The following is a 13957-nucleotide window of genomic DNA, read 5'->3' on the forward strand; positions in this document are numbered from 1 at the left end:
GGGTGACTGGCAAGTCTTTTTTTATGCCCTTATTAAAATAAGTGCAGGACTCTGCATTTTTCTGTTGCAAAGGTCTGCACTTCTATTTTGCAATAAACAAATGTATCACCCATATAGTAGAACTTCAGAATTCACCATATGATTTAATACCAATTATTTCAAAAAACATGGGTAAACTCAATAGTTATTCATCAATCATTAAAAGCGCATTCGATTGGAATGCGCTTCTTAAAAATACTTCATATAGAAATCATGTCGTAGTTTCCCACTAAGCTGAGCGTATAGTTTTGTTGTTTCAGTCTTCTCATGCCCCATTAAACTCTGAATCACATCAATAGGGGCCCCATTGTTAATCATATGCGTGGCATAGCTATGCCTTAATTGATGAGGGTGTATTTCTTTCTGAAGACCAGAATGTTTGGAGATACGTTTTATGATATATCTTATAAGATCTATACTCATCCTTCTTTTTGGCCTTCTTTCTGTTATAAATAAACAGGGTTCCAAGTCATCCCGTTCATCAAGATATCGTTTCAACCATAACGAACATCGTGTATTGAAATACACTTCTCTTTCCTTATCTCCTTTTCCATGGACAATGACTGAATTCGTATGAAAGTTGATATCATCGCGATTTAGCTTAACGACCTCGCCAATACGGCAGCCTGTCGAGTAAAAAAATTCGAACATTGCATTTTCCATAGGGCCTTCACATGCCTCTCTAAGGTGTTCGAGTTCTAGTTCAGAAAGAAACTTTGGAATTCTCTTACCCAGTTTTGGTTCTTTCAATTTTGCAGCTGGGTTCTTTTGAATATGGCCCTCATCATAGGTCCATTTAAATAACGACCGAATACAACGGACCCGGTGTCCTAAGCTTGAAGGTTTCAAATGTTCACCAACATCGACTAGATAAGCTTTCAGTTGATCAGTGGTAATCGCATTCATATCAACATCACCAAAGTAACGTAAAAGCGTATTGTACTGAAAACAATACGTTTTCAATGTCAAAGGGGAATACCCCTCAATCTTCTTATCAAGTTCGTACTTTTCCCATATCGTCGATAATAACATGGACATCACTCTCCTAGGTTATCAATCAAGTAAACTTGATTCTATTATGTCCCAGAAGTATAAAATTCATACTAGAGTTATTCCAGAATCGAATCCTATGACTAAATAGTTGATGCTTAAAACCCATTGGTATTGGTGATGTGAGGCGTTTTTTCGAACTGCAAACGTTCCCCGATTGCTTAACAGGGAATTGTACTCGATTTCATCACTTAGATCGAGGAGGAGCGATTAGATTATCCCACTATCGCTCCGAGATTGCAGAAGACTCGAAATTAGAATCCCCAGTTTCCATTTCGGAAAATCGAAACGATCTCACCTGATTCTGTTTCGCCATCAATTTCAAGGTCTGCAGTGCCAAACATAAAATCAACGTGAATCAGGCTTTCATTCAAGTCCTGCTCTGCTAATTCCTCTTTATTCATATCTGGTCCACCCTCTAACGCTATTGGTAAACCATTACCAAGTGCCACATGACAGGAAGCATTTTCATCATATAACGTATTGTAGAAGACAAGCTCTGAATTAGAAATCGGTGAGTTATACGGAACGAGTGCTATTTCACCTAAACATTTCGCACCCTCATCCGTTTCTAGTATCGATTTAAGTACTTCATAACCTTCTTCAGCACTAAAATCGATAACTTTCCCCTCTTCAAAAGTCAAGGAGAATCCAGAGATTAAATAGCCATTATAGTTTAATGGCTTAGAGCTCTTTATCACACCGTTCACACCTTCTCTCTTCGGAACCGTAAACACTTCTTCCGTCGGTATGTTTGGAACATACGAAACCCCTCTTTCGCTTTTGAAATTTGCACACATCCACTTATGTAAATTAGGTAATTCAACAGAAAAGCTGGTCCCATTGTTGGCTCTGTAATGAAGTTTCTTGAAGTTGTTTTCATTTAGAAAGCGCACAGACCTATTCATCGTTTCAACGTGTTCCTTCCACGTCTGTACAGGGTGATCTGTATTTGTTCGGGTCACTTCAAATATTTGTTCCCAAAGCAGTTGTATACTTTCTTCTTCTGAACGATCAGGAAACACTTGCTTCGCCCATTCTTTTGATGGGACAGCTACAATACACCAGTTCATTTTCCCTGATATCTGGTAAGACTGGAACGTACGAAGTGCTTCTGCGATCGCTTTTTGTACCATAGATACACGCTTAGGATCAACGTCCTTTAATAAATTTGGGTTCGGAGAAAAAACGTTTAACAAGGCTGCACCTTCTTTAGCCATCTCCTCGTATCCCTTCGCTTTCCACTCAGGGTAGTGTTTTAGCCCCTCTTCTGGAGCTTTTTTATATTTGGTTAACAAAACTTGTTCATCAGTATACTCAATCATTACAACCTTTGCACCTTTGTCATAAGCCATTTTTACAACCTGCTGTACAAACTCTGAGGCATGAATTGGGGCATCAATAATGAGCGTTTGACCCTTTTGAAGGTTCAGCCCAATCTCAACAGTAATAGCAGCGTATTTTTCTAAACGTTTCGAATCATTATTCATCCAATCATCCTCTATCGTTTATTAGTAAAGAGAGCAAAACATTATTAGAGTTGCGCTCCGAGATTGTGGAAGACTCAATTTCAAGATAGATATATAATACTTCCTGGTTATGCCTTGTTTCTGTTTACATGGTAGATTTCATGCTTATTTAACATACCCTATATTTTTCTTTTGTCCGCTTATATCCAATTCAGGATGGTATTCTCTCACCAATCTCATAACCTCTTCAATTAATCCCTCTAACTCTATTACACCTTTTTTGGGATCACCTATTAATATTTCGTTCATTCGATTATGGAGATTTTCTGGTTTAATCTCCATAAGTTCAATATTATGCCCCATCCATTTAAAAACAGGGTGATGAACATACATATGATTTAGGCCAAACAAAACTCCAAACAAATTCTTTTGCACCCCACAAATGACATCGTAGAGCATCAACCAGTCCTTACGTTTTAAAAGTGCTTCGCGGTTATTCCATCGATTACTCAACCAGAGATTTTCAGAAATCATATGTTTAGAAAGTTGTAATGGATATGTAGCAACCCTATTCTTTAATTCATTGATTCTTTCTTTCCCAAATAGGCCAACACCACTATGAATGGAAGCTAAAATACATTGCTTGTCATAATTAGTTTCGTAATTTTCCACCACATCGGAAATGAAACGTTCTACTGTTTCAAACAAAAAGCTGCTAATCTCAAACTTAATGCCATTCTGATTTAAGTAAGCCTCCGACCATTCTTCATCTTCATAAGGATGATACGATAGAAAAATTCCATCAATTTGCTGTATGGGATACCGTCGCTCCTCATCTGTTGGAGGGCTTGACCACAGAATATGTAACTCAATATCTGAATGTTCATCTTGTAGGTTTTTAGATACTGAACCAGCAAGAATGATGGCTTCTATTTTTGGGTTTTCCTTATACACCGCTGCCATACCTATTGATTGTTGTAATAGATCCATGTTAGACCTCCACATTTTTACGTTTGATAATCGTATTTTTAATAAAGACACCTAGTTGTTTTTTACAGCCTTTTCTTTTAATGAAAGCAATCTTTAGTACAGCAATCGCTCCGAGATTTCTTAACAATGAAATGATATGCTTTTTAATTCTTCTAAAAATAAATACCAATCAAAAATATGACAAAAACCTCTCTACTTAAAACCGACTATATGCTTGGAATAAAGGATTGATCTCGAACCACAACCGTTTCTGGAACAAATCGAACTAAGATATTGCTATCTCCTAATCCTTTGAACCTGTGGTCCCAATTGTCTTCATCAGGCCCAAGATAACGCTTTAATAAGCGAGTGGCAATTCCTCTATCAAAAGGCTCTACAGAAGCACTTCCTCTGAATCCTGCATGTAAGACTTTTCCGGTAGTATGGTCTAAATCAACTATACCAATTGCACACTTAGGGCTTTCTTCTATTCTCCTAGGAAAGCTATCTGAGGAAGGTGTTCCGATAATCCATAAGCAGTTATTTTCCCAATAGAACCAAACAGGAGATTCTCGAGGTCCTTCTGATGATGAAGTTGAGAGGTGTGCAAACAAAGGTTTCTTAAGAAACTCATCTAAGTTAAAGCTTTTGTTACCTTCGATTATTTTCAATGTATACATCCTTTCAAGTAGTTATTAAATAACGTTCAAATAAACAGCTTACCTAGTTATTTATACCAATTATTTCAAATTAAACAGATTAACTCAATACAAAAAAAGAACTTATCTTATTACAGATAAGCTCCGAATTTACTTGAATAGTTATTATCTATTTGCCGTGTACTTTCGGTATCTGTTTTCTGTATATAACCAAATACCTGTTCCAAATAAAACACCAAATATAATTGCAGTTATTATATACTCTGCAATATTTCCGAGCTCTTTACCCAAGAAAAAGTTTAACGCCACTTTTCCTAATAAAAAGCCTATTCCACCTAGAAAAACTCCGTGGAAGAGGATGTACTTCCATTTACCCATTTTTCTAGTTTCACTCCATTTATTTAAGAACTTATCTTCTTGGGAAATAATAATCACCTGCCATTTTTAATATTGTGCATTTACCAAATAAAATCTTAATCATTTTTCTAGCTATTTGCCAAACAACTTAATACCAATTATTTCAAATGCAAATGATTAACTCAATCTTTATTTCTTAAAAACTGGAGCTTATCCGTAATTACGGATAAGCTCCGAGATTACAGAACAAGGAATATACTCATTAAGATCTGCTAGTCCTCTGCAGCTCTCTTTTAATCTCACGTAGTTCCTCATAAATCAAGTATAAAGTCACAATAATGACTGTAATAAAAAAACCCAAGGGACCTAAAAGTGATGTGCCTAAAATACCAAAGAAAAATGCTGTGATTGCTGCTGTAATGTATTTGCTCAAATTAAAAGCCCCCATATTTTTTTTATAAACATACTTCTAAAACGCCAAAAATTACTAATCTTATTACAGATAAGCTCCGAGTTTGCGGGAGACTTGAAATCGAGATATCTCCGAGTTTAACTTGTTCCTGATAGTGAGGACCCAAATCATGATACTTAAATATTTGTGATTATTTCTTACTTCTTCGTTCTAAAAGTATAGGTGCTATATTTAGTAAGATAGAAACAATTGTCAAAAACCATAATGCTCTTTCCATACCTGGTACTACATCCAGTAAAGCTGCCCAGTCTTCCACTCTTACCCATCGAGATACAAGACTGTATTCTGCACAAAGTGTTAATGATGTAAATGATAATCCCATCGCCATCGCAAGCTTATAATCCTTTCCTGCTGCATACAAAGAAAGGTTTATAACAGTTACTACTATGGCAATGACCCCTAATATTGCCCACATTACTATACCTCCATATATATTCACTTAAATTCTAACCCTTTTTACTTATTAAAGATTACTGCTCTGCCAGTTAAATAGGTTAAACCACTGATATTACTTGTGCTTATGTAATAAAGGGCTAATGGGCTAATGGGCTAATGCTCTATTGAACAATCGCACCCGTTAGTTTAACTACTCAAACTATTTCTGTTTTTTCTTTCTTGAAAATACCAACCAATAACATAACGAGTCCTACTGTGAAAATAAAGGGGAAAATATACCACATTATCAACCCTGCCCAACCACTTCCTACACTGACTGCATAGGTTAACCCTATCGCAAAAGCTAAAGCTGGTGAAATTGGTACCATAAGAGCAATGCCCCATACCTTATATTTTTTATTTTTTGGTTTATCTATGCTTAGCAGAAGAGCTAGATACACACCTATAAATGCAATTACATACCCTATAACAATTGCCATTTTACCACTCCTCTCTGTTTTAATATCCTCTTCTTTCACTAGCCTGCTCCTAAACCTACATAGAGCGCTTACTTTTTATTAAGTAAACGCTCCGAGATAATGGAAGACTTTATTTCAAGATAATTTAAATGATAAGGTTATCGTTCTTCGGTAGCGATCATTAAATTCTAAGATAGATACCAGTGATATTTCGCTTAGATTTTAAGCGTTTTTTTCTTACCTTGTTTGAACTCATATGCTTGTTTACATATGATTTCCATACTATTATCACTAAATCGAATTGCTGCTCCGTCTGGGAGTGCTAGAAACGGAGGTCCCCCATCTTCAGAAAACTGATAGATCAATTTATCTTCCCGAGCATCATAATGACACCATAAACGGTAATTATATATAAGATTTAGTGGCTCATATTCAGCAGAATTTTCCCCCTTAGGATTCGTGTGAGTTATATGACTTCCAAATATTATTGCACCTGCACTTTGTCCAAAAATAGTACCTCCACTCTCATAATACTGCATTAAGATTTTATCGAAGTTGCTCTTCTTTAATGCTTTTAACAAAGTTAATGTACATCCTCCACTAAAATAAACTGCTGAAAACCGTTTTAATTCACTTAACGACTTGTTATTTAGTTCCGTCCACATCGTAATTATATCAACACCTAAAGGATTAAAAATGCTTTGTACGTATTTTAGACTTGTACCGTATGATCTAAAATTTGGATCCCCTGCTAAAGGAATATAAAGTAGTGGCTTATCCTTATCTATAGAATTGGCAAAATAATTATGCACGCTGGAGTTCTGGTCAGCGTTACCTCCGCCTGATAGTATTAAATTCCCCATATAAATCCTCCACTGTATTTCCAATTGAATGTCCTCAAAAACCATTGATTTATTCCGCGTCACTGACTCTAAAGCCATACTGTCGTTTTTTGAAGAATTCAGAAGCATATCTAGATAAGTTTTATTGAAGATTAGCTCCGAGATTGTGGAAGACTCGATTTCAAGATATATGGATTTATGCTTTCACGTTTGTACTATTGAGAATGGAGTCTACAGCTCTCTTTATAACTTCAGGTTTTTCCAGATGAACACTATGTCCGGAATCTTCTGCCAAAATATATTTAGTGTTCGAGTTTAACTTAGTTTGATTGCGAATTAAACCTTGCCAAATGTTTTCGATGTCTTCGGCTTCTGACTTATGTAATCCTTCACTTTCTACCATTTCTATAATTGATGCCTTCGGATCCCTACCTATTACTATAGTAAAAGTCTCAAGGAAGGATTTATAATGATTCGTTTCCTTGGACAAAAGGTCATATTCAAGTTCTTCACTTAGAGATTCGAACATGGATGGGTTACTCATAAATTCCTCTACTTCTATATGACTGCTGCTTGGTAATATCTCTTTGAGTTCATTAATCCAATCTGCCATCTCCACTTGTAGATCTTTTTTTGAAAGGCCGGAATATGTTCTACATTTTTCTATCCAAGCTTCGGTACTATTTCCATCCTCTCCCTCGAGTTCAACTTCATCAACCTTATAAGCATCAAATGAAGTTGAGTCAACTAAAACAATCTCACTAGCCACGTTTGGATACTCCTGAGCAAATTGCTGAAGAATGAGTCCTCCGTATGAATGACCTAAAATAATAGGCGAAGTAACACTAAGTTTCTTAATTAGTGCATATAGATCCTTTGCGTTTTCCTTTCGATTTCTTGTTGTTATCCCTTTATTACTCTTGCCGCAACCAGCTCTATTGTAAATAATAACTCTTGCGTGTCTTGAAAGCTCTTCACATAAGGCTATCCATTCAGCTAAAGGACTTATCATACCTGGTTGAATGATTATAGTTCGACCATTGCCTTTCATCCATATCTCGAGCTCTTTGTCACCGATATCGATGAGTGTCTTAATATAAATCACCTCCAAGTGTCCCATTTACTTCTGATACATCTCATTTCTTAGGGAAGTGAAGGACACTTAATTTTTATTAGTTATTCGCTCCGATTAAATTCAAGAAAGAGAATAACTTGGTTTCACATCACTTTCTGTATAAGTGTAAACTAGCATTAACCCACACAAAACATCATTAAATAAAATAGCCCTTAAACCATCGCTGTTGAAACCAATATAAACTGCACCAACAAGTAACACTGAAACTAAGAGAAGTTTATCCACCATTATCCAATACCTTCTCCCTTTAATTATTTCTATTTGTTCTATTTATCTGATCATCCATCTATTACCAATTGTTTCAAATTTCAATGACATTCTCAATCCTTATTTTATTAAAATTAGAGCTTATCCTAATTACAGATAAGCTCTAATTTCTTGAATATAGGTACTAATATATCCATGGTTTAATTAAAAGTTAGAATGAGCCCTCAGCAAACTGCTCTTTTGAAATGACTCTTAATCCAGTTTTTTTAAATAACGCTGAAGTAACACCCTTTGCCGATTTAACTTTCTCTTCTTGCTAGCTTCAGTACATCCTTAATTGTCGCCTTTGCTTGATACCTCATTACACCGTTTTTGTAAATTCTGCTTGAGAAAATGCTAAGCAAGACAATGGTCGTAATGAGAATAGCAAGTGATCCAATAATTTCGATAACCTGTGCCTCTTCTAAAACAATGCGTGAGAACGTTACAAGCGGGGAGAAAAACGGAATATAACTCCCCACTAGCACAAGGGTATCATTCGGATTCAACATGGATCTAAAGCCAAGCAATATAGCTCCGATAAGCATCATTGAAACAGGGAATATAATCGAACCCACCTCTTCGACCCTTGATACAACAGAAGCCACTGAAGCAAAAATAAGCGCATACAGCACATATCCTAGGACAAAGTACAAGATAAAGAACAAGAACATTTTTACTGAGAGAACGGACAAATCAATAGGCAGCCCCATTAAGTTAACTTCTCCTTCTGTCCAACCAAGTAAGACAGCTAACAGATATGCAAATCCAACAATAACAATTTGCAGGACACCAGCACTCATTGCTGATAATATTTTTGCATACATCATCGATAATGGCTTAACTTTTGTAATCATGATTTCCATTACTCTTGTGGTTTTCTCACCTACTACAGCCATGGATACCAATTGACCAAACATAATGATGAACATGTACATCAATAAAAGAAAGAAATATACGAGTCCCGTGGACTCCGTCTCTTTTAAAGGAGATTGTTCTATCACTACTTTATCCATGAGTGCTTTAGCAGTATCGATTGAAACATCATTCTCCACAATTGCTTTCTGAAGATATTGTTCTTGTAAGGTTGGTTGCAGTAAAGCGACCAAATTGAAGTCTGGCATGCGCTTAAAGAAATACTCTACCTTAGGGGGACCTTCTCCTTCAGATATTTTAACGATCCCGTCTTCTTTTCCTTTGCGAACAAGTTCTTCCATTTCCTTTAGCTGATTTGATTCTAAACCGATAAACTCTAATTCACTCTGAGCATCATTTAACGCCTTTACATCCAAGTTGTAAAAATCACTTTCAACTAGCACATGAATCGTGTCGCGATCTTCGTCAGAAGAGAAATGAGTTACTGCAAAAAAACCCATAATAACCAAAAATAAGATAGAAGCTGTGATGGTAAACGACTTTGCCGTTAGAGCCTCGCGTAAATGAAAACCTAACACTGTTTTAAAATTCCCCATGCTATTTCACCTTCTCCACAAAAATTTGATGTAAGGAAGGATCAATCATAGAGAAATTACGAACTTCCCCACCAAGACCTTCTAACTCTTTCATACTTTCTAAAGCTTCGCTTTGGTTTTTCACTTGAGTAGTGTAGGTGTTTCCCTTTACCTCGTAACGGTTCAACCGTTCACTACTATTAGGATGATCATTTACTTTAATGATGAGGTTTTTGTATCCATAGTCTTCTTGGATTTGTAGCAGCTTCCCTGATACAACTGGCTTGCCTTTTTTCATCATGATCACCGACTCACAAAACGTCTCGATCTGTTCCATCCGATGACTGGATAAAATAATGGTTTTTCCCTTTGATATCTCTTCTTCCAAGATAGTGCTGAGCATTGTCGCATTTACGGGGTCCAAACCACTAAAGGGCTCATCCAAAATAATTAATTCTGGATTATGTAACAGTGTTGCGATTAACTGTATTTTTTGTTGATTCCCTTTAGAAAGTTCTCCAGCCATCTTTAATCGGTACTCTGGAATTCCAAACTTTTCGAGCCACAAATCGATAGCGCTATTTGCTTCTTTCTTTGTCATACCGTCCAATTGCCCAAAATACCTGAGTTGATCAACTACTTTCGTCTTTTGATACAGACCTCGTTCTTCTGGAAGGTATCCAATGGACACTTTTTTTCTATCTAATGGTTGACCATTCCATAGAATGGTTCCTTCGTCTGGTTTCAAAAGCGATAGCATCATTTTTATAGTTGTCGTTTTACCGGCCCCATTACGACCCAACAAACCAAGTACCTCTCCCTTAGGTATTTCAAGCGAAAGATGATCAACTGCCAGTTCTTCTCCAAATCGTTTTACCAATCCATTAATTTGTAACATAATTTCCCCCAATTGCTGCGTCTCTATTTTTTTCCACTAGAGTACATTCGCCTTTGGACCACCATATCCTTCCATAAAATTCTATTCTGATATATTTTTTATCTTATTCTTTTTGATTAGGACCTAGCGTACTTGCCAAGAACCTAGATGAATGATGATTATTTTACTCCTTGAACAAACTTGCCTTTTCTTCACAGTTAAGAGCTGTTACTTTTTTAGTAACAGCTCTTAACTATTTGTTCCTATCCTCAGCAACCATATCCCAAGTTGTTCTTGTAACTTTAATACCCATACTTCTATAAATACCATTTGGTCTTCACATACCACATAGTTAATTAAAAGCATTGATTTAATAAAACGATTCACTTTAAGGTTCTGCCTTTACTTTGCTGGTTATTTCCTTGCAAGCAGGTGTTACTGTATAGAAAGCAAAATAACTGCAGCCAAAGAGTACCTTTAATTCTTTGCCCAAACCTATTCAGAAATAGCTTATCCGTTATACAAGAAAAGCTCCGATTTAATGGAACAACTTAGATTTAAACTTGAGTTTATATCAAAAAACAAGTCCGATGATGGTGAGAAGTAAATTCTTTAGGGTTCATTGCTGTTAGTAGTTTAGTTGACTTCCTGGTGATGTCAACATTCAACAGCTCCCATTCTCCTCCTAGTGATCAGACCACTAGAACACTTTACGCTGATAGATGCGAATAGAGAGAAGACAGGAGAAGCCATATAAAACTACAACATAGATTCCTATCCCTATAAATAAGGAGGGGCTTGATGTTGTTAGGATAAGGTGAACGACCTGCCTAATCCGATCATGTAAATTCGGGATTAGGAAACTAATTGTAAGTAAATACAGACCAACTAATCCAATAAAGCCCACGTAAAGATATTGGGTTTTAAATTGATAACTAAACGGCAATAAAAAAGAGGCTGTTGTGAGAACAATCGTGAACATGAGCAGATAGTCCTTCCATAAGTTGAACTCACCGTGAAAAACAAGTTTTCCAACTAATAACGCCAGCGCCACCATACATGTAAACAATACGAAGACCACATATTTCGAACCAACGATTTGTTTCCTAGTGTACGGTAAAGAGTTTAGAAACATATGTATGTTCGATTTCTCATCCAAAGAGATAGCACTCATAAAGATCGAGAGGCAGAATATAAGTCCTGGATAGATAATTGAAGAAACCCCAAGAGCTGAATATCCACATAACATTAGCATAAGAAGCGCCAACAAGTTCTTTTGCATCACAATATCTTTACGAACTAAGTTGAACATGTGATGGTTCCCCCTTCTTCGTAAAAAACATAATATCTTCAAGCGTCGGTTTTTCAATAAGCACCGTTTCCCCGAACATCTCTTCCACCTCGCATTTATGATCGGTTAAAGCCACAAACCCAAATGATGATTTCTGAATGGCTACAAATGCTCCTTCAGTTTCCTGATCAAGTAGCTCAAGTCCGCCTTTGACAATGGCATACTCCTCGCTTATTTCATTCAGATCCTTCGTAAAGATATGTTCACCGTTATGAATAAAGGTAATATAATCCGCAATCGTATCTAAATCTGTTGTGATATGAGTTGAGAAGAAAATCGTCTTTTCTCCATCCATCATCAGTTGTTGCAGAATCTCAAGCAGCTCTCTTCTGAAAATTGGGTCGAGTCCTGATGTGGGCTCATCCATTATAATGAGCTCTGCATGATGGGATAAAGCGATGGCTAAAGAAGCTTTCATCATCATGCCTTTAGAAAAAGTTTTGATCGGCTTTTTAAGTGGAAGTTGAAAGGTTTTTACATACTTATAAAACAGATCATCATCCCACATATTGTACGCCCTTTTAACTATATCCTTCATTTGAGCTAAAGTAAGTTGTTCATAGAAGACGTTTTCATCGTAAACAAAACCGATTCGCTGTTTAATTTCTTTCTCTCGTTCCTTATAAGATGACCCAAACACAGATACATTCCCACTATCTGGCTCGAGTAAGTTCATCATCATCTTAATCGTAGTGGACTTCCCAACCCCGTTTCCACCGATAAATCCATGCACAAACCCTTTTTTAACGGTCAGCGAAAAATTCTTCAGTGTAAATCCATCAAATGATTTAGTCACATTGTTCAGTTCTACCACAGGTTCCATTATTCTTCCTCCCTGTACAAAATAGTAAGCAATTCCTGTAACTCAGTAAGTGGAAGACCAATATCTTTGCTGTTTTGTACCGCTGCTGATAGCTGCTCTTCAATCCCTCTCATCTTACCTTCCTTAATCATCTCGTCATTTTGATCCGACACAAATGAACCTCTTCCTACAACGGAAAAAATAAAACCGTCCTTCTCAAGCTCTTCATAGGCCCGTTTAGTCGTAATGAGACTGACGTTCAACTCTTTCGCCAACTGGCGCATTGATGGCAGCAAATATCCCACCTTAACTTCATTAGAGAGAATCTGATTTTTGATTTGGTTGTAGATTTGTACATACATGGATTGTTTCTCTCGATTTGAAAGTATAATTTTCATTCCATAACCTTCCTTAAATTGTATACAAGTTATTATATACAATATATACAATATATACAATGATTTCATGTAAAAAGAATTGTTAGGTAAGAGTGTATTTTTACAATTAGTATAAAATTGACTCTTTTACCTTATTCAATCAAAGTATCCTCATTCAAATGATAGAAAATATCGAGTTCACCTAAGAAAAATGCCTGGTCTCAAAAGTCATATAACTCTTCAATAGCATTGGCTTAATTTTTCTGCATATCTAATCAATCTATACCAATTTGCCAGAGGGTTTAAGAGAACTCAACCTTTTCTTCAACAAAAAGAAGCCTATCTTTATTGCAGATAAGCTCCGATTTTATGGAATAAATCAAGATTCTTGTCATGACAAAGGAGCGCTTTCATAACAAATGGCAGACTCTAAATTTATTAGGTCTTAAAGCGTTTTCTCCATTGATATTCTCGTATTTGAATATCCCATTTTCTTGTACAATCTATAAGCTCCATCATTCTTACCAAACACACTTAACCCAATTGAATTCACACCGCGTTCTCTAAGCTTATCTTGTAGCATCTCGATAGTCTTAGTCCCATATCCTTTTCCTCTTTCATGTTCATCAATTAAAATGTGATACAAGTAGGCTGAATTAATTTCTGGAATGATGCTGTACCAAAGAAGTCCCACTTTTTCATTTGAGTTAGCTTTTATAATATTATAGAGACATTGTCCCTCAGTGGCTAAGCCATCCTTAAACATGTGGTTGATCATCATTTCTGATTCCTCTAAAGCTTGCTCCAATGTTAAATTGAAGTTTTTAGTAATTTCATTAGCATGATCAGGAATCATAAAATCCAAATACTCCTTGAACTCCACTTCATTAACCTTACTTAACTTAATCATGTTATCTCTCCATTCTATAGGACTGCATTCTTTGTTTACATCAATACTAGAGTAGAAAACAGATCAGTTATTAAATGATTAAGTTTTACGTTAATCA

16 protein-coding genes are annotated in these 13957 nt (G+C 36.2%); all 16 read right to left on the bottom strand.

Features of this window, described 5'->3' with window-relative positions; all coding sequences use genetic code 11:
* Positions 1-228 precede the first annotated feature (228 nt).
* The 16 genes from JI666_RS19310 to JI666_RS19385 all read right to left on the bottom strand — a co-directional run bounded on the left by JI666_RS19310 (position 229) and on the right by JI666_RS19385 (position 13860).
* Positions 229-1071, bottom strand: a complete 843-nt coding sequence (locus JI666_RS19310; protein ID WP_206894673.1) for a tyrosine-type recombinase/integrase — start codon at positions 1069-1071, stop codon at positions 229-231.
* Positions 1072-1343: 272 nt separating this feature from the next.
* Entirely contained in the window at positions 1344-2579 is a 1236-nt protein-coding gene (locus tag JI666_RS19315; RefSeq protein WP_206894675.1) for an aminopeptidase, read from the bottom strand.
* A 144-nt stretch (positions 2580-2723) separates the two neighbouring features.
* Entirely contained in the window at positions 2724-3548 is an 825-nt protein-coding gene (locus tag JI666_RS19320) for a DUF4037 domain-containing protein (RefSeq protein ID WP_206894679.1), read from the bottom strand.
* A gap of 206 nt (positions 3549-3754) precedes the next feature.
* Positions 3755-4198 (bottom strand): pyridoxamine 5'-phosphate oxidase family protein, encoded by a 444-nt coding sequence (locus JI666_RS19325; protein ID WP_286170962.1) that lies wholly within the window; start codon positions 4196-4198, stop codon positions 3755-3757.
* 153 nt (positions 4199-4351) lie between these two features.
* The gene (locus tag JI666_RS19330) at positions 4352-4564 is read right to left on the bottom strand and encodes a hypothetical protein (protein ID WP_136947188.1); all 213 of its coding nucleotides are present in this window, start codon (positions 4562-4564) and stop codon (positions 4352-4354) included.
* 581 nt (positions 4565-5145) lie between these two features.
* Positions 5146-5430, bottom strand: a complete 285-nt coding sequence (locus tag JI666_RS19335; protein WP_136948887.1) for a hypothetical protein — start codon at positions 5428-5430, stop codon at positions 5146-5148.
* A 175-nt stretch (positions 5431-5605) separates the two neighbouring features.
* Positions 5606-5929 carry a hypothetical protein gene (locus JI666_RS19340; RefSeq protein ID WP_240688160.1) on the bottom strand — a complete coding sequence of 108 codons (324 nt, stop codon included), beginning with the start codon at positions 5927-5929 and terminating at the stop codon, positions 5606-5608.
* A gap of 155 nt (positions 5930-6084) precedes the next feature.
* On the bottom strand, positions 6085-6732 hold the full coding sequence (locus tag JI666_RS19345) for a Type 1 glutamine amidotransferase-like domain-containing protein (RefSeq protein WP_206894681.1): 648 nt from the start codon (positions 6730-6732) through the stop codon (positions 6085-6087).
* Between the two features lie 175 nt (positions 6733-6907).
* The gene (locus JI666_RS19350; RefSeq protein WP_206894682.1) at positions 6908-7816 is read right to left on the bottom strand and encodes an alpha/beta hydrolase; all 909 of its coding nucleotides are present in this window, start codon (positions 7814-7816) and stop codon (positions 6908-6910) included.
* A gap of 90 nt (positions 7817-7906) precedes the next feature.
* Positions 7907-8074 carry a hypothetical protein gene (locus JI666_RS19355; RefSeq protein ID WP_206894683.1) on the bottom strand — a complete coding sequence of 56 codons (168 nt, stop codon included), beginning with the start codon at positions 8072-8074 and terminating at the stop codon, positions 7907-7909.
* A gap of 278 nt (positions 8075-8352) precedes the next feature.
* Complete coding sequence (locus JI666_RS19360; RefSeq protein WP_206894684.1) at positions 8353-9564, bottom strand: ABC transporter permease; 1212 nt, start codon at positions 9562-9564, stop codon at positions 8353-8355.
* Position 9565: 1 nt separating this feature from the next.
* Positions 9566-10444 carry an ABC transporter ATP-binding protein gene (locus JI666_RS19365; protein WP_206894715.1) on the bottom strand — a complete coding sequence of 293 codons (879 nt, stop codon included), beginning with the start codon at positions 10442-10444 and terminating at the stop codon, positions 9566-9568.
* Between the two features lie 676 nt (positions 10445-11120).
* Entirely contained in the window at positions 11121-11732 is a 612-nt protein-coding gene (locus JI666_RS19370; RefSeq protein ID WP_206894685.1) for an ABC-2 transporter permease, read from the bottom strand.
* Positions 11713-12594 carry an ABC transporter ATP-binding protein gene (locus tag JI666_RS19375; protein ID WP_206894687.1) on the bottom strand — a complete coding sequence of 294 codons (882 nt, stop codon included), beginning with the start codon at positions 12592-12594 and terminating at the stop codon, positions 11713-11715. Before JI666_RS19375 ends, JI666_RS19370 begins: the two co-directional genes overlap by 20 nt.
* The gene (locus JI666_RS19380; protein ID WP_206894689.1) at positions 12594-12971 is read right to left on the bottom strand and encodes a GntR family transcriptional regulator; all 378 of its coding nucleotides are present in this window, start codon (positions 12969-12971) and stop codon (positions 12594-12596) included. The genes JI666_RS19375 and JI666_RS19380 overlap by 1 nt, the downstream gene beginning before the upstream one ends.
* Before the next feature lie 424 nt (positions 12972-13395).
* Entirely contained in the window at positions 13396-13860 is a 465-nt protein-coding gene (locus JI666_RS19385; RefSeq protein ID WP_206894691.1) for a GNAT family N-acetyltransferase, read from the bottom strand.
* Positions 13861-13957: the final 97 nt, after the last annotated feature.

Source organism: Bacillus sp. NTK071, from assembly GCF_017303315.1.
GTDB lineage: Bacteria > Bacillota > Bacilli > Bacillales > Guptibacillaceae > Guptibacillus.